This is a genomic window from Puia sp. (assembly GCF_036500295.1).
Classification (GTDB): domain Bacteria; phylum Bacteroidota; class Bacteroidia; order Chitinophagales; family Chitinophagaceae; genus Puia.
Window position 1 is genome coordinate 51274 of the sequence record NZ_DASYCH010000017.1, and the last position, 24193, is coordinate 75466.

Below are 24193 nucleotides of genomic sequence, written 5' to 3' on the forward strand. Positions count from 1 at the left end.
GGTTACTCAAATTTAGCCAACACCCGCTTCATTTCCGCCGCGATCCCATTATTACCCGGATTCCCGATACTCCCGGTATGGGTATGATGCAGCCCCTTCCCATAGTCGAAGTGAAACTGCCCCTGGTCTATCTGGTTGCCGACCTGCCGGTAAGCCTCCCGGAACGGAACGCCCTGGTTGACCAGCTCATTCACGGCTTCCACACTGAAAAGATATTTATACTTCTCGTCTTTTAAGATGTTGTCCTTGATCTCGATATGCGATAACATCAGCTGAGTCATCCGCAGACAGGCTTTCTCTTCCTCGATGGCGGGGAAGAGGATCTCTTTGGTGAGCTGCATATCCCGGTGATAGCCCGAAGGAAGATTGTTGATCAGCAGGGTCAGCTCATTGGGCGTTGCCTGGATACGGTTGCATTTGGCGCGAATCAGCTCGAAGACATCCGGGTTCTTCTTGTGGGGCATGATGCTGCTGCCCGTCGTCAGCTCCGGGGGAAAGGAAATAAACCCAAAGTTCTGGTTGATATAGAGACAGCAGTCCATCGCCAGCTTGCTGAGCGTGGCGCCGACCGCGGCCAGACCCATCGCCACGATCTTCTCCGTTTTCCCGCGGCTCATCTGCGCATAGACGGAATTGTAGTTCAGCGTTCGGAAATGCAGCAGCTTTGTCGTCATCTCCCGGTCCAGGGGAAAAGACGAACCGTAACCGGCGCCGCTTCCCAGGGGATTCTTGTTAGCCACCTGGTAGGAAGCCGCCAGCACCTCCAGATCATCCACAAGACTCTCGGCATAGGCCCCGAACCAAAGCCCAAAAGAAGAAGGCATGGCGATCTGCAGGTGCGTATAACCCGGCAGAAGCTTGTCCTTGTACTGCTCACTCAATTTAATAAGCAGATCGAACAGCGCGGCCACCTCGTCCTTCACCGCGAGTATCTGGGCCCGCAGATATAATTTGATATCGACGGCCACCTGGTCATTCCGGCTGCGGCCGCTGTGGATCTTCTTGCCGGCTTCCCCGATACGATTGGTCAGCAGCAATTCCACCTGGGAATGCACATCCTCGACATCGGCATCGATGACGAAGTTGCCGGCGCGGATCTCGCCAAGGATCGTGGTCAACCCCTCCTTCACCTGCGCAAGATCTTCCCGCGAGAGCAACCCCACCGATGCCAGCATCTCGGTGTGGGCCAGCGAACCCAGCACATCGTATTCCGCCAGCAGGACATCGAAATCCTTGTCCCGGCCGACAGTAAAGGTCTCGATCAATTCCGAGGTGCTGGTGCCGGCCTTACTCCATAGTTTGTTTCCGCTCATAACGATAAAATTACCGGGTTCAACAGATCGATATATCCCCTGATCCCCTGACCTATTTCCGCAATGTAAATATACTCATCCGCCGTATGACTCCGCGCCGAATCCCCAGGCCCCGTCTTCAGGGCGGGAAACGGCATCAGCGCCTTATCCGAGGTGGTGGGGCTGCCATAGCAGGGCCTTCCCAGCCGCACCCCCGACTGTACAATGGGGTGGTCCAGCGCGATACCCGATGATCGCATCCGCAGACTCCTCGGCGTGACCTCGCAGCTGACGGCCTCACGGATCGTCGTCAGCAGTTCTTCGAAGGTATAACATTCATTCACCCGCACATCCACCACAAAATGGCATTGGGAGGGAACGACATTATGCGCCTTATTATCCGTGTCGATCACCGTCACGCTCATTTTGACGGGCCCCAGCAGGTCGGATACCCTGGGCGCCCGGTAGTCGCGAAACCATTCGATATCCTTTAGCGCCTTGTAGATGGCATTCTCCCCCTCTTCACGCGCCGCATGACCCGCCTTGCCATGGCTCACACAATCCAGAACCAGCAATCCCTTTTCCGCCACCGCAAGGTCCCCTTTCGTCGGCTCGCCCACGATAGCCCATTGGATCGGCGGCAGGGAAGACAGCAGCAGCTCGATGCCATTATGCCCCGAGATCTCCTCTTCTGCCGTGGCGGCAAGGACCAGGTTATAGGCCAGTCCCTGCTGCTCATAAAAATAGAGAAAGGTGGTGATCAGCGAGACCAGGCACCCCCCGGCATCATTGCTGCCGAGCCCATACAGCTTTCCCTCCCTTTCCAGCGGCGAAAAGGGGTCCAGCGTATACGCCTTATTGGGTTTTACCGTATCGTGATGGGAATTCAGCAGCAGCGAAGGCCTGGCCGCATCGAAATATTTGTTCTTTGCCCAGACATTGTTTTGCAGCCGGTTTGCCACGACGCCCTTCGACTCCAGATAACCGATGATCAGCTCGGCTGTGCGGTCCTCCTCTTTACTAAAGGAAGGCACGGCGATCAGCCGCTTTAACAACTCGAGGGCTTCCGCCTCCAGGCTTTGAATGGATGGTTGACTCATGGAAGAATGGTTGTTCCTGATTGTCCGGCAAGCAATAAAGATAGCTCTTCCGCACGTCCGATGATCACCCGGCCCACGCCACTGCGCAGGGCCGCAAAGGCGTTGTCCAGTTTGGGGATCATCCCGGCAAAGATCACCTTCCGGGCCTTTAGGTCCTCATATTCCGCGGGGTTGATCCGCCCGATGACCGTCGACTCGTCATCCGCGTTTAGAAGAACCCCGCTTTTCTCGAAGGAGTAGACGAGGCTCACGGAAAACCCCGTGCTCAGGGCGCGGGCCAGCTCCTGGGCGATGGTATCGGCATTGGTATTCAGCAACTGCCCCTTCCCGTCGTGCGTAATAGGGGCGAAAACGATCGTCTTGTCCTGCAACAGCAGGCTCGTAAGCAGCGGGGTATTCACCTGATCGACATCCCCGACAAAGCCATAGTCGATGCTCGGATGTACACGCCGGTGGGATAGGATAGCATTCCCGTCCGCGCCGGTAAGCCCGATGGCGGCGCACCCCCGGGCCTGCAGCTGCGCAACGATATTCTTGTTGATCGTTCCGGCATAGACCATCGTCACGACGCGAAGCGTCTCCGCGTCGGTGATCCGGCGCCCATCCACCAGTTGCTGGCGGATACCAAGGCCTTCGGCCACCTTCGTCGCCAGCTTGCCGCCGCCATGCACCAGGATCTTCTTCCCCGGCACCGCGGCAAACGCATCGAGAAACGTCGCAAGCCTGGCCTCGTCATCGATGATATTCCCGCCTATTTTGATAATGGAGAGTTGCATAGTTATTTTTTGCTCAGGCCGCCGGAGGCGCGTCCGAAGGACCGACATTAGCGCAGCAGATCCCCCAGCACAGCCTGTGCCGCCCATACCCGGTTCGACGCCTCCTGCGTAACGATACTCGAAGGGCCATCAAGGATCTCATCGCTAAGCTCCACATTCCGCCGCACCGGCAGACAATGCATCACTTTGGCGCCATTCGTGGCCTTCATCTTCTCGTTCGTCAGCATCCACTCGGGATCGTTCGTATAGATCTTTCCGTAATCGGCATACGTACTCCAGTTCTTCACATAAACGAAATCGGCATCCTTCAACGCCTCGTCCTGGTTATGAGTGATGGTTGCACCTTTCGTAAACTTTGTATCCAGTTCATAATCCTCCGGATGCGTGATGACAAAATCCGCTTTCCCCCAGGCATTCACCCACTGCGAAAAGCTGTTGGCCACACACTGCGGCAAAGCCTTTACATGCGGCGCCCAGCTCAGCACGATCTTTGGCTTCCGCTTCTCCTTCCAAACCTCCTGTATCGTGACGATATCGGTAAGACTCTGCAACGGGTGGAGGGTGGCGCTCTCAAGGCTCACTACGGGGATCCCCGAATATTTGATGAATTGATTGATATAAAGTTCGCTATAATCGTCTTCCTTATTCTTCAGCGATGGGAAGGTGCGGATACAAAGAATGTCAAAATACCTGCCCATGATCGGGGCCGCATCCTTGACATGTTCGACGGTATTGCCGCTCATGATCGCCTCCTCCTCGAACTCAAGCGCCCATCCTTCCTTATCGACATTGAAGACGATGGCTTCCGCGCCAAGGTTCTGTGCTGCGATCTGCGTCGATAGCCTGGTCCGCATACTCGGATTCAGGAAAAGCATGCCTACGCGCTTATTTGCGCCAAGGGTCCTGTCTTTCAACGGGTCGGCCTTATAGGCCAGGGCCGACTGCACGATGCTGTCGATATCCGCGACATCGGCGGCGGAAACAAAATTTCTCATTTTATGCTAGTTTACTTTAACCTCGTTTCCTTCCATAGCATGGATCTCCTCCTGGATGGCTTCCAAAAATTCATCGGCGTCTTTCTTCCGCAGGGCCAGCGAGGGCAGCAACCGGATGGTATTCGGCTTCGCCTCCCCCGTAAAGACATGCTGATTCCAAAGCAGGTTCTTCCGCAGATCCTTCAGGGCCTCCGGCACGTCGAAGCCGATGATCAACCCTTTTCCTCTCACGCGTTGCAGTTGAGGGATCTTCTTCAGTTCGCTCATGAGGTAGTTGCCGACCTCTGTCGCATTGGCCATAAGTTTCTCCTGCTCGATCACCTCCAATACGGCAAGCGCGGCGGCGCAGGCCAGATGATTGCCTCCGAAAGTGGTCCCCAGCATGCCATGTTTCGCCTGCAGATGCGGGGCGATAATGATCCCCGCCACCGGGAACCCGTTGCCCATGCCCTTGGCCATGCTATAAATATCGGCATCGACACCCGCATGATCATGCGAAAAGAATTTTCCGCTCCGGCCATACCCGCACTGCACGCTGTCGGCGACAAAAACAGACCCATGTTGTTTGCAAAGCCGGCTGATCGCCTGCAAAAAGGCGGCGGACGCTTCGTTGATCCCGCCAACTCCCTGGATGCCTTCGATGATCACTGCGGCAATCTCTTTTCCCTGCTTCGCAAAACAATCTTCCAGCGCCGCCTCATCGTTAAAGGGCAGGAAGATGACATTCTCCGTCTGGTTCACCGGCGCCACGATCGCTGGATTGTCGGTAACGGCGACGGCAAGCGAGGTCCGGCCGTGAAAGGACTTGCTGAAGGCAACGATCTTTTTGCGGCCCGTATGGAAGCTGGCCAGCTTCAGCGCATTCTCATTGGCTTCGGCTCCCGAGTTGCAAAGGAAAAGTTTGTAGTCGGGGCGGCCGGAGACCTTCCCCAGTTTCTCTGCAAGTTCCTCCTGCAGCGGGATCCGGATGGAATTGGAATAAAAACCCACTTTGTTAAGCTGATCCGTGAGTCGCTGTACATAATGCGGATGCGTATGACCGATGGAAATAACGGCATGCCCGCCGTACAGATCGAGGAATTGCTGACCGTCCTGGTCCCAGACATAAGAGCCTTTTGCCTTTACGACGGTGATGTCATTGATAGGGTAAACGTCGAATAATTTCATATACTTCTGTTTAAACCGGCTGATAGCCCGGTCGGTTAAAATGCGTTTGCTTTCAGCCGAAGACCAAGGGTCTCATCAAAGCCAAAAAGAAGATTCATATTTTGCACGGCTTGCCCCGACGCCCCCTTCAGCAGATTGTCAAGCGCCGAATGCACCACCAGCTGCGATCCTTCCTGCTCCAGCTGGATCAGGCATTTGTTCGTATTGACCACCTGTTTCAGCGATATCGGCTTCCGGCTGACGATCGTAAAGGGATGCCCCTTATAAAAGTCCTCGTAAAGCGCCAGCACCTCCGCAGGAGTTTTCTCACATCGGAGCTGGCTGCTGATAAAGATGCCCCGGGTAAAATCACCCCGCCACGGCGTGAAATGCACCACCGGCTTACCCCCCGGCTGCAGTTGCCGGAGCGTTTGGCCTATCTCCTTCAGATGTTGATGGGTAAGCGTCTTATACGCCTGGATATTATTGGCCCGCCACGAAAAATGCGCGGTAGGAGATAAGCCCTGCCCGGCGCCCGTGCTCCCCGTGATACCCGTGGAATAGACATCGCTCAGCAGCCCTGCCTTTGCCAGAGGCAAAAGCCCTAATTGGATGGCTGTTGCAAAACAACCCGGATTGGCAACCGCCTGCGCCGTCCGGATCTCTTCCCGGTTCATCTCCGGCAAGCCATAGACCCAACCCGGTGTACCCAACCTGAAATCCTGCGACAGATCGATCACCAGCACCCCATCAAAGCTCTTCCCGTGCTCTTCCATAAACTTCTTCGCTTCCCCATGACCGACACAGAGAAATACTACGTCGACATCACTATGCCATTCCGCATCGAAGGTCAGTGCCGTATCCCCGGCAAGGTCCTCATGAACATCCGCAACGGGCTTGCCCGCATTGCTCTTGCTATGGATAAATTTGATGTCTGTGGCCGGGTGATTGATCAGTAACCGGATCATCTCCCCACCGGTATATCCCGCACCGCCGATAATGCCTGCTCTTACTCGTCTCATTTGGTAGGTTCATTAACCTTGTGAAAAATAGCGGTCTGGTTGCCGAATATCTTCGCAAACCCCTTTACATCGTCCCCGCTCCATCCTTTGTTCATCTCGCCATAGCTGCCGAACTTGCTGCTCATGAGATCGTGCCCGCTCTCGATGCCGTTGATGGTATAACGGTAGGGGTGAAGCGTGACAAAGACCTTCCCGCTGACCGTAGCCTGGGTGTCTTCCAGAAATTTCTCGATATTTCGCATGGTAGGATCGAGCATCTGCCCTTCGTGAAGCCAGTTGCCGTACCAGGTGCTCAGCTGATCCTTCCAGTACAGTTGCCATTTGGTCAGCGTATGTTTTTCCAGCAGATGATGCGCCTTGATGATGATCACCGGGGCGGCGGCTTCAAAGCCCACCCGGCCCTTGATCCCGATGATGGTATCCCCGACATGGATATCCCTGCCCACGCCGTAAGGCTGGGCAATGGCCTGCAGATGCTGGATCGCTTCCACCGGGTTGGCGAAGGATTTGCCGTCCACGGCCTTCAGCTCCCCCTTTTCAAATTCCAGTGTCAGGTTACGGGTCCCCGTCGCCGTCACCGGCGTCGGCCAGGCATCCTCGGGGAGATAGTCGTTGGAGGTCAGCGTTTCCTTTCCTCCGACCGACGTACCCCAGAGCCCCTTATTGATACTGTATTTTGCTTTTTCCGCATTCATCTCCACCCCGTTCTCCTTCAGAAAAGCGATCTCCTCCTCGCGGCTGAGCCGCAGGTCCCGGATCGGCGTGATGATCTCAACCCCCGGCAGCATGCTCTGAAAGACCATGTCGAATCGCACCTGGTCGTTACCGGCGCCGGTGCTGCCATGGGCGACAGAGGAGGCGCCAACCTTCTTCACATGCTCGGCCACGGCGATCGCCTGGACCATTCTCTCCGCACTCACACTCAGCGGATAGGTGGCATTCTTCAGCACATTGCCGAATATCAGGTACTTGATACAGCTTTCGTAATATTCCCTGGTGACGTCCACGCACTCGAAAGAAGCGACTCCAAGGCTCTTCGCACGTGCAGCGATCCCGTTGATCTCTTCCTGGCTGAACCCGCCCGTATTGACCGTGAGGGCATGGATCTCGAGATGTTTGACCTTGCTGAGATAAATGGCACAATAGGTAGTGTCCAATCCGCCGCTATAGGCTAAGACGACTTTATTGCTCATGACTGACAAATGGATTTTTAAAAATTTATAATGTGCGGGAGATGCGCTATCTGGAATTTAGCGCATCTCCCGCAAAGCGCTAATGTCTGGCCTTCGGCCGACGGACCTCCGGTCCGTCTACAGATGAAAAAAGTGGAACAGCGACCTGGGCCTGCCGCCGCCGCCGTTACCGGCCTTACCGGCCGGAGCGCCGCTCTCCTCGATGTGATGCTTGAGGAAAGGCGCCAGCAACTTCCACTGTTTGATTCGCATGAATCGCTCGTATAGTTTGGAATGCTTTTTAAAATCCTGAGTGGTCTCCTCGGGCTCATAATGATCCTTGGGATCATACAACATCGCCGTACACATACAGTTCTTCCGCTCCTTACTCATGAGGATCTCGTAGTTGACACAGCTTTTACAGCCGGCCCAAAACGCATCGTCCTGCGTAAGCTCGGAATAGGTCACCGGCTCATACCCCAGCTCGGAATTGATCTTCATCACCGCCAGACCCGTGGTCAGCCCGAAGATCTTGGCATTCGGATACATCTTCCGGCTCAACTCGAAGATCTTCTTCTTGATCAGCTTGGCCAACCCGCTCTTGCGAAACGGCGGGGAGACGATAAGCCCCGAGTTGGCGACATATTCCCCATGACTCCAGGTCTCGATATAACAGAACCCCGCCCAGATCCCCGCATCGGTAAAGGCGATGACCGCCTTTCCCTCCCGCATCTTCTGCTGGACATAATCCGGACTCCTCTTGGCAATGCCCGTACCCCGGGCCTTCGCCGAGGACTCCATCTCGTCACAAATGATCTTGGCGAAATCCTGGTGGGACTCGTCAGCAATAACTATCTTAAAGTGTTGTTGTTCCATGATCTTAGGATAAATTCTCCCCAATTCAAAACTAGAAAAGACAAAATCGGCTGGACAGGAAAATAGCGTCGTTACGACACAGACCGGGCTGATGAAGAAGTATCAACGTCGTACCCCAACGGGCGTGGGACGCCCGTAATAAGCCCCGCAAATGGGGCGAACGGAAAAAACTGAGCACAGAGGCACAGCAAAAAACCCACGCTGATTAAAGGCGTGCAATACCACAAGCTGTGATATGTGTGAGTTTTTTTTCATTTCAATAGAAGATGAAATTGTTGTAAAAGCTTTTGCTGCGCAAAAATAGGCAAAAATCCCATTTTTTAGGCCTATTTTATTTTTTTAACGTGCTGTTAAAGCCTGTCCGGCAACCCGAAAGCGGTGAATGGCATTCTCCCGTAGTATGCAACCTGCTTTCCTTCGTCCCGCCATTCGCCGCCTGTTCCGGCAGAAGAGCTTTGCCGGGATCAACATCCTGGGCCTCTCGACCGGCATCGCCGCCTGTATCCTGATCTACGGCTACGTACATACCCAGCTGACCTATGACGGGTATAACAGCCAGGCCGACCGCATCGCCCGGGTAACGACCATCCTCCACGCCCCGGAATCCGACATGTCCTTCGCCACCAGCCCCATTCTCCTGGCCGCCGCTCTGCAACGGAACATCCCCGGCATCGCCGCCACCACCCGCATCGAGTCATCCATTGATATCCTCGTTCGGGAAGGCGCCGAATACAGCAAAGCAGAGAGTTTTTGTTATTCCGATCCCTCGGTTTTCAAGGTCTTCACCTTCACCTTCCTCGAAGGCTCGCCGGCGACAGCCCTCTCGGCGCCCCAATCCATCGTGCTCACAAAAAGCGCCGAAAAGCGCTACTTCGGTAAGGCCCGGGCACTCGGCCAGACGATGATCTGCGGCGACAAACCCTGGCGGGTCACCGGGGTCATTGCCGACCGGCCGCCCAACTCCGACATTCCCATCAACGCACTTTTGTCCAAAGACTATACCCATACGACCAGTTGGTTGGACGATTTCTCGGTCTACACCTTCGTTCTCTTCCAGGACAAACCCGATCTCCGCCGGTTTGCCGCAAAGCTCCCCGCGATCGCCCGTTATGCCCGCCACGATCTGGATTCCTCCGGCGACACCGGCTATAGCCTCGCCTTTGAAGCCGAAGCCCTTGCCGACGTACATTTCAGCAAGGAGAAGCTCCAGGACAACGAAAAGGGTAACCGCGCTTTTAATACCATTTTCTCCTGGCTGGCCGCCCTGATCCTGCTGCTGGCCCTGCTCAATTATATCAACCTTTCCACCGCCAGGGCCGCCGAAAGAGCAAAAGAGGTAGGCGTCCGCAAAGCCATCGGGGCAGCGACCCCCCAGCTGGCGAGACAGTTCCTCGGTGAATCCTTCATCCTGGTGACACTTGCCTGGCTGGTGGCCCTCGTTTTCGTTCTAACCGGCGCACCGCTCTTCAGCCGGCTGCTGTCTACCCACCTCGCCCTCGCCGACGGATCGACGATCCGGTTCCTGCTGGTCCTTTTTCCGCTGACCGGGCTGTTAGCCGGCGCCTGGCCCGCATTTGTCCTCTCCCGGTTCAATCCCGTAAAAGCACTGAAAGGGGAAAACAACAACCGCCAGGGAATAAGCCTCAGAAAGACCCTCACCGTCATTCAGTTCATCATCGCTCTCGCGATGCTCACGGGAACAGCCGTGATGAACAGCCAGATGCAGTATATCCGGCAAAAAGACCTGGGAATGGACCGGGGGCATCTCGTCAACATCAACCTCCCCACGGACTCCCTCAACCGAAAATCCGATACCGCATTCTGCGATGCCCTTCGCCGGGAGGCCGGCGTCAGCGGGATCTCGATCGGCAGCGGGATGCCTGCCGAAGGGATCTCCATGGCTTCCACCATCGTCTACTCCGAACAAAAAAAGAAACGGGAGCTGATGTGTAATTACTTTTATATCGATCCGCAATTCCTGCCGCTGTTACATATGTCGCTTGTCGCCGGCCGGAATTTGACCAACAGCCTCTCCACCGACAGGACCGGCGCCTTCCTCGTCAACGAGGTCTTCGTAAAGGAAATGGGCTGGCGCTCGCCCCTGGGGCAATCGATCGAAGGCTTTGGCCACAAGGGTAGGGTAGTCGGGGTGGTGAAGAATTTCTTTTACCGGTCGATTCACAATTCCATCGAACCCGTCGTCCTCATCTACAACAGCTTTCCGCTCGCCGCGGTGATGCTGAACAGTAACCCGCGGGAGTTACCGCGGCTAAAACAACTGTGGAAGGCCTATTTTCCTTCCACCCCATTCAGCTATTACTTCATGCAGGAGAATTTCGATGCACAATACGCAGGCGACCGGAAAACCATGTCCCTGTTCGATCTCTTCACCGGGATCGCCCTCTTTATTTGTATCATCGGGCTCTATGGCCTGGTATCCCTGATCACCCTGCAACGGACAAAGGAGATCGGTATCCGCAAGGTCCTCGGCGCCTCCATCCTGCAGCTGCTCACCCTGCTGACAAGGCCCTTGCTTCTGCTGCTAGCGCTGGCTGCGGGCATCGTCTTACCCTTCGCCGGTCTCGCGGGAAACCGCTGGCTGGCTTCCTATGCCTATCACGCAAATATTTCGGTTGGGATTTTTTTGTGGTCGCTGACCGTTATCGGCGGATTGACCTTCGGGGTTACAAGCTATCATATCTTCCGGGCCGCGCGGGCCAATCCCGCCGACAGCCTCCGGTCCGAATAGACCTATAGCTCTCTCACCGGCACTGAATGGATCGCCGAGGCCATCTCCCGGATCAGCGACGCATCCTTCTCGATGGCATTGCCGACAACGATGACATCGGCCCCGGCCTTGCAGTTGCGGTAGGCCTTTTCAGGGTCACGGATACCGCCGCCGACGACCAGCGGAACCTCGATATGACTCGCCACACTGGCGATCATCTCCTCCCGGATAGCATGCCGGGCGCCGCTGCCCGCATCCATGTAAATAAGTTTCATCCCAAGCATCTCCCCCGCCATCGCCGTACAAAGCGCGATCTCGTTCTTGTCGGCGGGAATAGGACTCGCATTGCTGATGTAGGAGACCGTCGTCGGCGCCCCGCCATCGATGACCATATAGCCGGTGGAAATGATCTCCAGCCCGCTTTTGCGGACCGCGGGCGCAGAAATGACATGCTGCCCGATAAGCAGTTCCGGGTTACGACCCGAGATCAGGGATAGATAAAGAAGCCCATCCGCAAACGGGGACACCTGCGAGGGCGTACCGGGAAAAAGAATAACTGGGATGGAACAATTGCTCCGGATATGCTGAACCACCTCATCGAGATGATTGGAAATGACCAGGCTGCCTCCGACAAAAAGATAATCCACCCCGGCGCTCACCGCCAGACTCGTCAGTTCCTCGATTTTTCCTGCATTCACATTGTCCGGATCGATCAGTACGGCGAAGGATTTTTTCCCCTTTCGTTTCTTTGCCAACAAGGATTCGTAAATAAATTGCTTCATTATTCGCTATTGCTGCTGGTGATACAAAAATGCGAAAAGTTTCTGGCTTTTAAGGGGGTATTATTTCTCGTAAAATCCCTGAATATTTACGAAAATACCACATATATCCGATTTTTGAGGTCGAAATGCAACCATACAACGTAATAAACAACGAGCAACGGCAACAATTTCAATTGCCGGTAGAAGGTGAGATAGCGTTCCTGGAATATCGGTTCAAAGAGGACAGCATCGTCCTCATGCATACCGAAGTACCGGAACGACTGGGCGGCCGGGGGATGGGTACTGCCCTGGCCGCCGCCGCTTTTGACTACGCAAAAGCCCATCACCTGAAAGTAAAGGTCTATTGTCCCTTCGTCAGGACCTACGTGAGCCGGCATCCCGAATTGGCCTCGCTCATCATCAATCCGTCATAGCCGGATATACGTAGCCACCTGGAGGATATGATTATTCGTGGAAGCGCCGCCGCCGGCGGAGATGTACTGATTCAGATACCCCATCTCGAGATCCAGCGCAGCATTCATCTTGTAACCCGCGGCGACATAAGCCCGGTTCTGATCGAAAGAGCCCCCGTTCGCCGTATGAAAAAAGATCTCATTCTGCACCGCGGCAAACATCCCCCTGTCCCGCCGCGAACCCAGCGGCACAACACCCCGCGTAAAATAACGTAGCCTGCCCGCCGAACGATGACCATCCTTCACCAGCGAATTCCCCTCGGCATGATGACGCGGGATGAACCGCTGCTCGAGCCGCACCCGATGCGCGACGGTGGCAACAGGCCGGTGATGCGCCTTCACCTTATGCGTAAAAACCACCTGCTCCCACACCCGGTGCTCGGGCAGATACCCGGTCACCCCAGCGGATATCCGCTGTTGCGGAATAAAAGCATAACCGGCAGTGGCGGTAAAGACAGGCGAAAGATAAATATTGATCCCCGGTCTCAACAACAAAGTGTTCATTTGTTGAACCTGTGCGGTCGATCTCCACTGCCCGTCGAAATAAAATCCAAACTTGTTATTGACTTTATAATTTTGAAAGGTCGAGAGCCAGCCCATGAATTGCGTCTGACTATTCGCCTGACCCGTGAAGGCAAAAATCAAAAGAATGATTAGCAAGGTTTTGTTGGGTGTTTTCATACCTCAAAAAGAATAAATAAAAACTAAACAAAATGGTAAAAATTTTTACGCACACCAATGTGCAGAAATAGGTCGAGGAAATCTCGTATCGAAAAAATATTTTCGTAGACCCTGTCCCTTCCGAAAACAAAGTCTGACAAAAAGTTTACTCACCAACTAAATGAACTGACCATGGCCGCCAAAAAGCCAGCTACGAAGGGCCTGCAATTTCCCCGCCGCTTTACGAAAGAGAATACCAGCGTATTCGATCAGTTTAACTACGATTATCGCACGTCCGTCATCAGGAACCCCAGCGGCGAAGTGGTATTTGAAATGAACAACGTCGAAGTGCCGGCCCGGTGGTCCCAGATCGCAACCGACATCCTCGCTCAAAAATATTTTCGCAAAGCCGGCGTCCCTCAGGCCGACGGCTCTCCCGGCCGCGAAACATCGGTCAAACAGGTAGCGCATCGCATGGCCAACTGCTGGCGGGTTTGGGGCGAACGCTATGGCTATTTCGCATCGGAAAAGGACGCACAGGTCTTCTATGAAGAACTTGTATACAGCATCCTCGACCAGGCCTGCGTTCCCAACAGCCCCCAGTGGTTCAATACCGGGCTTCACGAAAGCTATGGCATCACAGGTAAGCCCCAGGGACACTATTTCGTGGACCCCGCCGACGACCAGTTGAAGAAGTCCACCTCGGCCTACGAACGTCCGCAGCCTCATGCCTGCGCACGCTATAGTACAAAGGTATTTACAGACAAAGGCATCTTCGATATCGGCGAAATTGTCGATAATGACCGGACAGATCTCCTGGTATTCGATGGCCGCCAACTGGTTCCGATCCTGGCGACAAAAAATAATGGGATCAGAAGCATTTTCAGAGCCACGTTAGCAAATGGAAATTTCATCGAATTCACCGACGATCACCACGTCTGGAGCGCAGACCGGCGACGGAAAGATGGCGGAGAATACGAATGGAATCAATTTAAGACCCTGCTCGGTAAAAAAGTGCAACAGACTTCTCTGGCAGATGTGACTCCCGACCTTTCTCTGGTAGAAATGATGGCAAATGAGCAGTTTGGTGGCAATTCCAGGTTCAATCTTGTAGACAGCTATTTTAAAGGTCCTGGCTTCAACATTGGCTTCGAACCGGATCCCGTTGACCACTCTCTCCTGGCTATTCAGAAGGCAGCCCTTGCCGGATGGATTATTGGAGATGGCTATTACGGGAAATACAACCGTAACAAAAAAACCACGATGTTCGGTGCGATCACCATCGATGAGGATGAATATGCGTTCGTGTGTGCATTATTCAACTCCCTATTCGGCAGCCACAAAACCGTTGTCCGCAAGGCGATTGGCGATCTTTACAGGATTGTAAAACACGATTCGAAAGAAGTTGACCCCTTCGTAAAGGAGTACCAACTTGAGCAAAGGTCGCTAACTGCATTTGTCCCGGAGCCGATAATGAAGGGCTCTCTCGTTGAGAAAGCTGCTTTCCTTCGCAGTCTTTTCCAGGCCGATGGAACCGCTAGAGTGCGAAACGAAGGGGGTCGGAATTCGGGTGATATCGTATTGACAACCATAAGCGAAGAACTTGCGCATGGCACCCAGATGCTGCTTTTATCCCTTGGTATTTACAGCAACGTTTCGATAGTAAAGGATAGCAGGGAAGACAGGCATCACCATTTTCAGGTAATCATTGCTTACTATTCCGAAAGAATCAAATATGAACAACTGATTGGGTTTGTCAGCACTGAGAAAAGGACGAAATTGCGTCAATTGAATAATGATATCGACGGAAAGGATAAAGCCACGATATCTGAATTGACGGTAACCGATATCGACTACATCGGAGATGAAATGGTGTATGATATCCAAACGGCCTCGTCGCAATTTTCCGCCAATGGGATTATAGTTCACAATTGCTTCATCCTCAGTGTCGAGGACGATCTGGTAAACGACGGCGGACTCATGGACCTCTGGGTCCGCGAAGCCCGCATCTTCAAATATGGCTCGGGCGTCGGAACAAACTTCTCCTATATCCGCGGAGAAGGTGAGAAACTCAGCGGCGGCGGCACGTCCAGCGGTCTCATGAGTTTCCTCAAGATCGGCGACCGCGCCGCGGGCGCTATCAAGTCCGGCGGCACCACCCGCAGGGCCGCAAAAATGGTTTGCCTCGATCTCGATCACCCGGAAGTAATGGACTTTATCAATTGGAAGGTCGAAGAAGAAAAGAAGGTCGCCGCCCTCATCGCCGCCGGTTACCCCAGCGACTATGAAGGCGAAGCCTATCGCACCGTCTCGGGGCAAAACTCAAACAATTCCGTTCGCATCCCCAACTCCTTCTTCGAAAAATTACAGAACGACGAAGACTGGGAACTCACCGCCCGCAGCGACAAACGCGTCATGAAACGGATCCCCGCCCGGGAAGTATGGAATCAGATCACTTATGCAGCCTGGCGTTGCGCCGACCCGGGTACCCAGTACGACACGACCATCAACGAATGGCACACCTGCCCCGCCGGCGGCTCCATCCGCGCATCCAACCCCTGCTCGGAATACATGTTCCTCGACAACACGGCCTGTAACCTCGCCTCCTTCAACCTTCGCCGCTTTTACAACGAGAGAACGAACACCTTCAACGTTGAAGAATTCGAATATGCGGCGCGCCTGTGGACCGTCGTGCTCGAAGTATCGGTGCTCATGGCGCAGTTCCCGTCGAAGGAAGTCGCACAACTTTCCTACGACTATCGCACCCTCGGGTTGGGCTATGCGAACCTGGGCTCCATGCTGATGATCATGGGCATTCCCTATGACAGCGAAGAAGCCCGCGGCATCGCCGGCGCCTTGACCGCCATCATGACCGGCATCGCCTACAAGACCTCCGCTGAAATGGCCGGCGTATTGGGCGCCTTTCCCCGCTATGAAGAAAACAAAGAAAGCATGCTCCGGGTAATGCGCAATCATCGCCTGGCCGCCTATGACGCCGATGAATATGAAGGCCTCGCCATAAAACCACAGGGCCTAAAAGCAAAATACTGCCCCGACTATCTCCTCAAAGCCGCTACAAAAGCCTGGGATGAAGCCGTACAGCTCGGCGAAAAATATGGCTATCGCAACGCCCAGTCCACCGTCATCGCCCCCACCGGGACCATCGGGCTCGTCATGGACTGCGATACCACCGGCGTCGAACCCGACTTCGCCCTGGTCAAATTCAAAAAGCTGTCCGGCGGCGGCTACTTCAAGATCATCAACCAGTCCGTCCCGACAGCCCTGAAAAACCTGCACTACTCCGATAAGCAGATCGACGCTATCGTAAAATATGCCGTCGGCTCAGGTACCTTCGCCGGCGCACCCGCCATCAACCACCAGTCCCTCAGCGAAAAAGGCTTCATCGCCGAAGAAATAAAAAAACTCGACGCCGCCGTCGGCTCGGCCTTCGAGATCAGCTTCGTATTCAACGTGTATAACCTCGGCGAAGAATGCCTCCAACGCCTCGGCTTCAAACCCGAACAGTACTACAACTTCGAATGGAACCTCCTCGAAGCCCTCGGATTCTCCGAAGAAGAGATCGAAGCCGCCAATAACTACGTCTGCGGGACCATGACGGTCGAAGGCGCCCCCTTCCTCAAAGACGAACACCTGGCGGTATTCGACTGCGCCAACAGATGCGGTAAAAAAGGCCGGCGGTTTATTCATGCCCACGGCCACATCCGGATGATGGGCGCCGCACAACCTTTCATCAGCGGCGCCATCTCAAAGACGATCAACCTGCCGAACGAAGCATCCGTCGAAGACATCGCCGACTCGTATATGCTTAGCTGGAAGCTGGCGCTCAAAGCCTGCGCCCTCTATCGGGATGGCTCGAAGCTGTCCCAGCCGCTTAGCACGAAATCCGATAAGAAAAAGAAAGAGGCGGCAGAAAAAGAAACAGCCGCCGACGCCCAACAAATCCCGGCCGCTCAGCCTGCCGCCGAATCCACCATCGTCGACCTCGGCAAGCTTACCGTGCAAGAGCTACTCGAAGAAGTGCACAAACGCGTCCAGGCTTCTCCCGACACCAACCTCAAGAGAGCCCTCGCCACCATCGTCGAACGCCGGACCCTTCCCGCCAAACGCCGGGGCTTTACCCAAAAAGCAAAGATCAACGGCCAGGCCATCTTCCTCCGCACCGGGGAATACAGCGACACCACCGTCGGCGAGATCTTCATCGACATGGCAAAAGAAGGCGCTACCATGCGCAGCATGCTCAACTGCTTCGCCATCGCCATCTCCATCGGCCTGCAATACGGAGTGCCGCTGGAAGAGTTTGTTGAAAAATTCGTATTCACCCGGTTCGAACCCTCGGGCATGGTCGACCACCCCAATATCAAGAGCACCACCTCCATCGTTGACTTCATCTTCCGGTCCCTGGCCTATGAATACCTCGGCCGCACCGATCTCGTTCACGTCCTCGACCGGCCCGAAGTCGCCAATACGGGCGCCGAAGACTGGGATATACCCACTTCCCATGATACTGGCAACAAACCGGAGCTCAGCGATGTCCGCATCGTAGCAAAGGCAAGCGGAAATATACCCACAGGCGGTACCCAGCCCCAGGCCGCAAAGACCTCCAGGGCTGTAACACCCGCCTTCCGCGCCGACAACGGCCTGGAAGCCATCAATGCAGCCGCCCGGAGCATGCAAAGCGACGCCCCCGCCTGTAATACCTGCGGCCATATCACGATCCGCAGCGGCACCTGCTATAAATGCCTGAACTGCGGCAATAGCATGGGTTGCAGCTGAGCTGGACCGCACATAAGCGCAAAATTATTGATCCATTTGGCCCTCCCGGGATGGGAGGGCCTCCTTTTGTCCCCTTCCCGGGGCCTCTTTCGGAAATCGATTATTTTAAACCCCCATCCCGCCGTACCTTACCCTTAGGACCAGGTATAACCTTACCCCTACGGAAAATACTAATATCAGCTTTTATACGTTTTTAGATAATCCTTTCAACCCTAAAATGAAAAACATGAAACGTCTTTTCGTCGCAATTCTCCTTTTGATCGTCACCAGCACCATGTTCTATTCCTGTAGCCGTAGCGTTACGCCTGACCAGGCCGCGAGCCACCATTACTCTCGTTGCCGGGATATGCGCTAGGCACCACAAAAAACTTTTTGAAGCCCCCCGCCCGTAAGCGGGGGCTTTTTTGCATCCGCACGTCGGCACTCTCCCTTTTTGCATTATTTTTACGCGCAAATGACTATTCAATTCGGATACAACAAGAAGCAGGTTTTGGATGGATTACGTGGCCACTTTTTTGGCAGACCGGAGATCCGAACCATGGTCATCATGATCAATGTATTTGCAATATTATCAGCTATCTTATTTGCACTCAAGAAGATACAAGTCCTTCCATTTCTCATTTTCTCCGTCCTCTGGTTCTGTCTCTGGCTGTCCATCCGCCGCCTTCTCCCCCTCAGCATCTATAAGCGCTCCGCCACCTTCCAGGATACCTTCATCCTGACCCTCGAAGACCGCGGCGTCCTCCTCGAGACAAAAAAAGGGGAACAGCTGTGGAACTGGGACGACTTTACCGCGTTCAAAGAGACCCTTTATTTCTTCCATATCTACTTCAGTCCGCGCTCATTTTTCATGATCCCAAAAGACTCCTTTAAGGATATTACCGAGATCCAGGCCGCCCGCAAACTGCTGAAGGAAAGGATCGGAAAATAACTAACTTAGGTGGAAAACCTGCCCATGCCGGATTCCCCCTTACCTATCGCTCCCCGCACCCCCTGGTTTTCCAAATTCACCGAATGCCTGTTCGCCGGAGTCGCCACCCTCAATATCTCGATGTCGCTGATCCAACTCCTGCCCTACACACTCCCCTTTAGCCTTGGTCGTTATGCCTTTGCCGTCTTCCTGTTGGGACAAATAATCATTGCCCCCCTCTTTGCCCTGGTCTATTCCCTCATCTGGCAGTCCCGGGAAAAACGCCGGGCCATAAACTCCGACAGGCTCCATGCCTGGCTTCAGGCCCTCCTCCGCTATTGGCTGGCCTTCACGATCTCCATCTATGGTTTCGGGAAGATTTTCAAAACCCAGTTCGGGGTCTCTTTTTCGCGCAACGATGTTCCCATCGGTCAGCTCAGCGGCTTTGACCTTACCTGGAACTATTTCGGCCATTCCTACGTCTTTGCCGTCCTCATCGCCGGACTCCAGATCGGCGGATCGATCCTGCTCCTTTTCAGAAGAACGACCCTGCTGGGCGCCGCTATCCTATTACCCGTAATGGTAAATATTTTGCTGATCAACATCTTTTATCATATCGTCATCGGCGCCTTCCTCAACTCTGTTTTGTTTGCCCTCGGACTGCTCTATCTGTTAGCGCTCCGCCGCGCCGAATGGATAAAATTGTTCTTTCATCAGGAAAACCGGCTGCCCCCGATCGGCCCCGGTTGGCTGAAACAGGGAGCCCGGCTCCTCGCCATCGGCGGCGCCTTTGCCATCCTTTTCAGCGCGGTCAGCAAAAATCCCGGTTCCCCGCTCGAAGGCAAATGGACGGTCGATCTGCTCGTTCGCAACAGGGATACAGTGGGGCCGGATGCCTGGCTCGCCAACTCCGGCGCCTGGCGCACGGTTTATATCGAACATTCGCACCAACTGCACTTCTGTCCCAATCCCTATATCTACGAAAAGGCCAGATGCCTCGACGCCGGCTTCTTCTACAACCCTGCAAAAAAGCAGCTGCAACTTTTTTTCCCGGGCGACAACAGTCATGCCGATACGGCGACGGAGACCGTCAGCCACTATGACGGAAGTCATATGCATTGGGAAGGGATGTTGGGGGGAGACACCGTTCAGCTCCAACTTTCCCGCGTCGGCGAATAACGTCTATTTCGGTTTGTATTTCGCGGCTTCAAAAAGACTTCGAACCGGCAGGGTCATCATCTGTGCGGGGGTCAGGTCCTTGTGCGCCGAGGCATATTTCCTGACGATCTGCCATCCCACCCAGGCGCCGATATTCCCCGGCGCCGCATCAGGCATCCCAAGCGTCTTCGGCCCCTCGCCAATATAATTCTTGATGATATCGGGGTCCTGCGTATACAGATCGGTTCCCTGTAAAAAGAAGTTCCACACCGCCGCCTCATTCCCCGCGCACCAGTCCAGCTGCGCCTTGGTATAGCCCGTCCGGATACTATCCGGCAGATCAGGCGATAGCTTACCGGCGAGCCAGAGGTACCGGCCCTTGATGATCATCTCATCGATAAGCGGGCGGCCGTCGCTGCTGTCGGGGAAGATGTCCTGCGCAATCGCATTCAGACAATTGGCCGTGATATACTCCGGTTCAAAACGCCGGGAAACATACTGCGGATACAGATCCTGCCCCTTGCCCGTAAGATAGAAGGGGAAATTCCTGCCGGCATAGGATTGCAATCCGATGGCCAGCGCATTCGAGGTGATGGCGACACCCGGCCCATCAAACGGCCCGACAAAAGCCACCGCCCTTTGCGGCAGCTTGTACTGCGGAAAATAATATTTTACAAATCGGAAGCCCCGCTGCAACTCAGACTCCAGCCAGTCAAGCCGCGGATATTTCTGTTTCAGGGAATCACTCACCCCGAGATAGGTGATCAGAAACTGCCGCGTCGCGGCAAAAGCGATCCGGCTCGTATCCGTCAGGGGCTCGGCCGCGCCAAGAATGTTTTCCACGAAATCAGGAGTGAACCAGGGATATTCCCGATCCAGCCGCCGAAGCCCGGAAATAATGTCATTGGAATCGATATTGAAAAAAGCGGTGTCGAATCGTTCGATATGCACCTTCCCGACATCCACACCCGAGACATCCGGTTTGTCGGCCGAACCGCAGGACACAAACACAATACTGACAGCAAGAAAAAGCGCGAATGATCTCATTTCTTTTTTTTAACAACTTTTTTTGAAGCCTTTGCCTCGCTGTTGAAGGCAAGCGCCAGATTTACCCAATATTCAAAATCCTTTTTCTTCTTGATCCCTTCCTCGCTCACAAAGACAAAACCGGTCATCGTCCTTCCATTGTGGATCATCGGCCGGCAATGATCCATCTCCAACGCATCCCCATACTGACGCGGCCCGATACGGCAGAGCATTTCATCAAGCCGGACGCAAAGACACATCTTTCCGTTCACCATGAAACAAATGCCATGGAACATCTTTTTTTCCACCACATCCGGCAGATGGGCAAGCGCCTCCCTGATCCGTTGGGCAAGTCGTTCATTGAAAGCCATAGCCAAATATACCGATTTCGTTAACTTTGCGCCTATAGCATTTTCGCTAACTTTGTAGTATGAAGATCGCCATCGCCCAGCAAAATTATCATGTCGGCAATTTTGAAGAGAACACCCGGAAGATCATCGCAGGCATTAACCAGGCAAAGACGGCCGGCGCCGACCTGGTAGTATTCACCGAACTGTCCGTTTGCGGTTATCCACCCCGTGACTTCCTCGAATTCGACGACTTCATCGCGAAGTGTGATACCGCCATCGATCGCATCCGCCGGGAAGCCGACACAATCGGCGTCATCATCGGCGCACCGGCACGCAACCCCGCCCGGGAAGGGAAGGACCTCTTCAATGCTGCATGGCTGCTTTATGAAAATGAGATCAAAGGCGTAGCACACAAAACCTGCCTGCCCAACTATGACGTGTTCGATGAATACCGGTATTTCGAACCCGCCTATGAATGGAAAGTGATCCCGTTCAAAGGCAAAAAGATCGCCCTCACCATTTGCGAAGATGCCTGGAATCTCGGTGACAACCCGCTATACCGCGTCTGCCCGATGGACCAATTGATGCTCCAGCATCCCGATCTGATGATCAATATCTCGGCGTCCCCCTTCGACTATGATCACGATGAAGATCGGAAGGAAGTGGTCCGGCAGAACGTACTGAAATATCATCTCCCGATGTACTACTGCAATGCCGTAGGTTCGCAGACGGAGATCGTTTTCGACGGCGGCAGCGTCGTCTATGATGCCAAGGGAAATCTTATCCACGAACTTAAATATTTTGAAGAGGACTTCGCGGTAGTCTCCCTGCCGCATGCCGTGCCGCCGCTGTTCGAAGAATTGCTGCCCGGGCTTTCGGTCCGCACCGACGCCGGCGAAGAGAACGGCGATCTCTCCGGCCTGCCCGTTACACCCGTTGGCGCAAAGAATACCGGCACAGCCACGCTGAATACCGATGTCTTCGATAAGGACATGCGGGTGTCGAAACAAAATAACCCCGACCGCGTGCTCGAATACCTCACTGACCAACGAAATATCGGCCAGATCCGCAAAGCGTTGGTCCTCGGCATCCGCGACTATTTTTCAAAAATGGGTTTTACAAAAGCGATCCTCGGCAGCAGCGGCGGTATCGACAGCGCAGTAACCCTTGCGCTTGCAGTGGAAGCCCTGGGAAAAGAGAATGTCCGGGCCATTCTTCTGCCCTCTGCCTACTCAACGGGGCATTCGGTCAGTGACGCGGAACAGCTTTCCAGCAACCTCGGAAATCCCTACGACATCATCCCCATCCGGGAAGTCTATGATGCCCTCGTCCACACCCTCGAACCCGTATTCAGGGATACGCCCTTCGGCCTCGCCGAAGAGAACCTCCAAAGCCGGACACGAGGGAATATCCTCATGGCCCTCGCCAATAAATTCGGGTATATACTGCTGAATACTTCCAACAAAAGCGAACTCTCCACCGGCTATGGCACGCTCTACGGCGACATGGCCGGCGGCCTCAGCGTTCTCGGCGACGTATATAAGGGGCAGGTATATGCCCTCGCCAACGACATCAACCGCGACGGCGAGATCATCCCGGCCAACATCCTTCATAAAGCACCCTCCGCCGAATTGCGGCCCGGCCAGAAAGACAGCGACAGCCTCCCCGACTACGATATCCTCGACAAGGTTCTCTACCAGTATATCGAACGCCGGCAGGGACCCGCGGCCATCATCGCCATGGGCATCGAAAAAGCAATGGTTGCACGTATCCTCCGGTTGGTAAACACCAGCGAATACAAACGCAACCAGTTCTGCCCCATTATCAGAGTCAGCTGTAAAGCATTTGGGATGGGCAGACGCATGCCCATTGTTGGGAAATACCTGTCATAACCTTAAGCGCCCGGCCCTCACCGGCCCGTGCCCGCCTAGTGCTTCAGCGAAACGATATATCGGTAAGTGACACCCAGAAGCGTCGAGTCGCGATACACGGACAAATGAGCCGAATCCAGCGTCTGGATCGTAACCCCTGACTGCAGGATCGGATTGCCCGTTGCCTTCAAGGTCTTGTTGTCGGAACTCAACGTCCAGATAAAGGAAATGGTTTGTGCCTCGCCAACAGTGCAATGCTGGCTGCCGGTATTAAGCGAACCGGTATTGTCCGTATTAAAGGTGTAAAGATCATCGCGTTCGCAGATCGGCACCACCGTGGTGTCGCCACCCTGGTCTATTTTCCCGTCATTGTTGGTATCAAGACCCGAAGTGTCGTACTTCCAGGGCTTGGCCGTGAGATTGGCAGTGACGGTTGCGGCTGCCTTCGTACTGTCCTGGTTTGAATTGTTGCCCGTGCCACCATTCTTGTTACAGGAGGTAACAATGAAGATGACCAGCGATGCAGCCGGGATGTAATGCGACAAACGGATTAAACTTTTCATGGTTTTTAGTTACAAGGTTATGCAAAGGTTACACCAAGGTAATGCATCTCCCGAGAAATTACCATAGTAGAACTACGATTAAGGGTTATCGCTTAAGAATGATGATATACCGGCTGCTCGTCCGGCCCAGTTTCTGATCGGCATAGATCTCCAATCGCCGGGGAGTTAATACCCGGACCTTGTAATACTGATCCTGGAAATAGATCGTGCTGTCATTGGAAAAAGCCCAGACAAAGGGGAAACTGTCCTGGCTGCCCACCCTGCTGCGGCGCGAAAGCTGTGTATATCCTGTGCCATCCTTGCAAAAAATGATGGTATTGTCTTTCTCATTGCCGGCAATCCGGGGATCCAGCGCATCAAAACTCGCCTCCTGATCGTCAAAACCCGCCTTCTCATACTTCCACGGACTATTGGTCAATAATTCCACATCTTTACCCGATGTACTTCGGCTGGCACAACCCATCATTAACACAAACGCCGCAAATCCCAGTATGGTCCGTTTCTTGTACATCTGGCGCAT

21 protein-coding genes are annotated in these 24193 nt (G+C 54.2%); 7 read left to right on the forward strand and 14 right to left on the reverse strand.

Going from position 1 to position 24193, the window contains the following annotated elements:
* Positions 1-2: 2 nt before the first annotated feature.
* The 8 genes from argH to VGM48_RS05190 all read right to left on the reverse strand — a co-directional run bounded on the left by argH (position 3) and on the right by VGM48_RS05190 (position 8379).
* Positions 3-1313, reverse strand: coding sequence for an argininosuccinate lyase (gene argH / locus VGM48_RS05155; RefSeq protein ID WP_331576717.1), 1311 nt, complete (start codon positions 1311-1313; stop codon positions 3-5).
* A complete protein-coding gene (locus VGM48_RS05160; RefSeq protein WP_331576719.1) occupies positions 1310-2392 on the reverse strand; it encodes a M20 family metallo-hydrolase in 1083 nt (360 codons plus the stop codon). Before VGM48_RS05160 ends, argH begins: the two co-directional genes overlap by 4 nt.
* The gene (gene argB, locus VGM48_RS05165) at positions 2389-3168 is read right to left on the reverse strand and encodes an acetylglutamate kinase (RefSeq protein ID WP_331576721.1); all 780 of its coding nucleotides are present in this window, start codon (positions 3166-3168) and stop codon (positions 2389-2391) included. The genes VGM48_RS05160 and argB overlap by 4 nt, the downstream gene beginning before the upstream one ends.
* 47 nt (positions 3169-3215) lie before the next feature.
* Positions 3216-4163, reverse strand: coding sequence for an acetylornithine carbamoyltransferase (locus VGM48_RS05170; protein ID WP_331576723.1), 948 nt, complete (start codon positions 4161-4163; stop codon positions 3216-3218).
* A gap of 6 nt (positions 4164-4169) precedes the next feature.
* A complete protein-coding gene (locus VGM48_RS05175) occupies positions 4170-5330 on the reverse strand; it encodes an aspartate aminotransferase family protein (RefSeq protein ID WP_331576725.1) in 1161 nt (386 codons plus the stop codon).
* A gap of 35 nt (positions 5331-5365) precedes the next feature.
* Positions 5366-6331: an N-acetyl-gamma-glutamyl-phosphate reductase gene (gene argC, locus VGM48_RS05180; RefSeq protein ID WP_331576727.1), complete on the reverse strand. Its 966-nt coding sequence runs from the start codon at positions 6329-6331 to the stop codon at positions 5366-5368.
* Positions 6328-7524 carry an argininosuccinate synthase gene (locus VGM48_RS05185; RefSeq protein WP_331576729.1) on the reverse strand — a complete coding sequence of 399 codons (1197 nt, stop codon included), beginning with the start codon at positions 7522-7524 and terminating at the stop codon, positions 6328-6330. The genes argC and VGM48_RS05185 overlap by 4 nt, the downstream gene beginning before the upstream one ends.
* A 117-nt stretch (positions 7525-7641) precedes the next feature.
* Complete coding sequence (locus VGM48_RS05190) at positions 7642-8379, reverse strand: GNAT family N-acetyltransferase (RefSeq protein WP_331576731.1); 738 nt, start codon at positions 8377-8379, stop codon at positions 7642-7644.
* Between the two features lie 400 nt (positions 8380-8779).
* Between VGM48_RS05190 and VGM48_RS05195 the strand changes: the two genes are divergently transcribed.
* On the forward strand, positions 8780-11128 hold the full coding sequence (locus VGM48_RS05195) for an ABC transporter permease (protein WP_331576733.1): 2349 nt from the start codon (positions 8780-8782) through the stop codon (positions 11126-11128).
* 2 nt (positions 11129-11130) lie between these two features.
* Here the strand turns inward: VGM48_RS05195 and VGM48_RS05200 are convergent, their stop codons facing one another.
* The gene (locus VGM48_RS05200) at positions 11131-11889 is read right to left on the reverse strand and encodes a geranylgeranylglyceryl/heptaprenylglyceryl phosphate synthase (RefSeq protein ID WP_331576735.1); all 759 of its coding nucleotides are present in this window, start codon (positions 11887-11889) and stop codon (positions 11131-11133) included.
* Between the two features lie 125 nt (positions 11890-12014).
* On the opposite strand from VGM48_RS05200, the gene VGM48_RS05205 reads away from it, so the two are divergent.
* A complete protein-coding gene (locus VGM48_RS05205; protein WP_331576737.1) occupies positions 12015-12302 on the forward strand; it encodes a GNAT family N-acetyltransferase in 288 nt (95 codons plus the stop codon).
* Here the strand turns inward: VGM48_RS05205 and VGM48_RS05210 are convergent.
* Positions 12297-13022, reverse strand: coding sequence for a DUF2490 domain-containing protein (locus tag VGM48_RS05210; protein ID WP_331576739.1), 726 nt, complete (start codon positions 13020-13022; stop codon positions 12297-12299). The two genes, VGM48_RS05205 and VGM48_RS05210, sit on opposite strands and share 6 nt — an antisense overlap.
* 171 nt (positions 13023-13193) lie before the next feature.
* On the opposite strand from VGM48_RS05210, the gene VGM48_RS05215 reads away from it, so the two are divergent.
* The 4 genes from VGM48_RS05215 to VGM48_RS05230 all read left to right on the forward strand — a co-directional run bounded on the left by VGM48_RS05215 (position 13194) and on the right by VGM48_RS05230 (position 19884).
* A complete protein-coding gene (locus VGM48_RS05215) occupies positions 13194-17795 on the forward strand; it encodes an adenosylcobalamin-dependent ribonucleoside-diphosphate reductase (RefSeq protein ID WP_331576741.1) in 4602 nt (1533 codons plus the stop codon).
* A 226-nt stretch (positions 17796-18021) separates the two neighbouring features.
* The gene (locus VGM48_RS05220; protein ID WP_331576743.1) at positions 18022-18150 is read left to right on the forward strand and encodes a hypothetical protein; all 129 of its coding nucleotides are present in this window, start codon (positions 18022-18024) and stop codon (positions 18148-18150) included.
* Between the two features lie 99 nt (positions 18151-18249).
* Entirely contained in the window at positions 18250-18726 is a 477-nt protein-coding gene (locus VGM48_RS05225; RefSeq protein WP_331576745.1) for a YcxB family protein, read from the forward strand.
* A 24-nt stretch (positions 18727-18750) separates the two neighbouring features.
* Positions 18751-19884 carry a hypothetical protein gene (locus VGM48_RS05230; protein WP_331576747.1) on the forward strand — a complete coding sequence of 378 codons (1134 nt, stop codon included), beginning with the start codon at positions 18751-18753 and terminating at the stop codon, positions 19882-19884.
* Positions 19885-19887: 3 nt separating this feature from the next.
* Here the strand turns inward: VGM48_RS05230 and VGM48_RS05235 are convergent, their stop codons facing one another.
* Positions 19888-20910: a hypothetical protein gene (locus VGM48_RS05235; protein ID WP_331576749.1), complete on the reverse strand. Its 1023-nt coding sequence runs from the start codon at positions 20908-20910 to the stop codon at positions 19888-19890.
* The gene (locus tag VGM48_RS05240; protein WP_331576751.1) at positions 20907-21260 is read right to left on the reverse strand and encodes a TfoX/Sxy family protein; all 354 of its coding nucleotides are present in this window, start codon (positions 21258-21260) and stop codon (positions 20907-20909) included. Before VGM48_RS05240 ends, VGM48_RS05235 begins: the two co-directional genes overlap by 4 nt.
* A gap of 59 nt (positions 21261-21319) precedes the next feature.
* Between VGM48_RS05240 and VGM48_RS05245 the strand changes: the two genes are divergently transcribed.
* Positions 21320-23131 (forward strand): NAD+ synthase, encoded by a 1812-nt coding sequence (locus VGM48_RS05245; protein ID WP_331576753.1) that lies wholly within the window; start codon positions 21320-21322, stop codon positions 23129-23131.
* Between the two features lie 35 nt (positions 23132-23166).
* Here the strand turns inward: VGM48_RS05245 and VGM48_RS05250 are convergent, their stop codons facing one another.
* The gene (locus VGM48_RS05250) at positions 23167-23673 is read right to left on the reverse strand and encodes a hypothetical protein (protein WP_331576755.1); all 507 of its coding nucleotides are present in this window, start codon (positions 23671-23673) and stop codon (positions 23167-23169) included.
* Between the two features lie 85 nt (positions 23674-23758).
* Complete coding sequence (locus tag VGM48_RS05255; RefSeq protein ID WP_331576757.1) at positions 23759-24184, reverse strand: hypothetical protein; 426 nt, start codon at positions 24182-24184, stop codon at positions 23759-23761.
* Positions 24185-24193 lie beyond the last annotated feature (9 nt).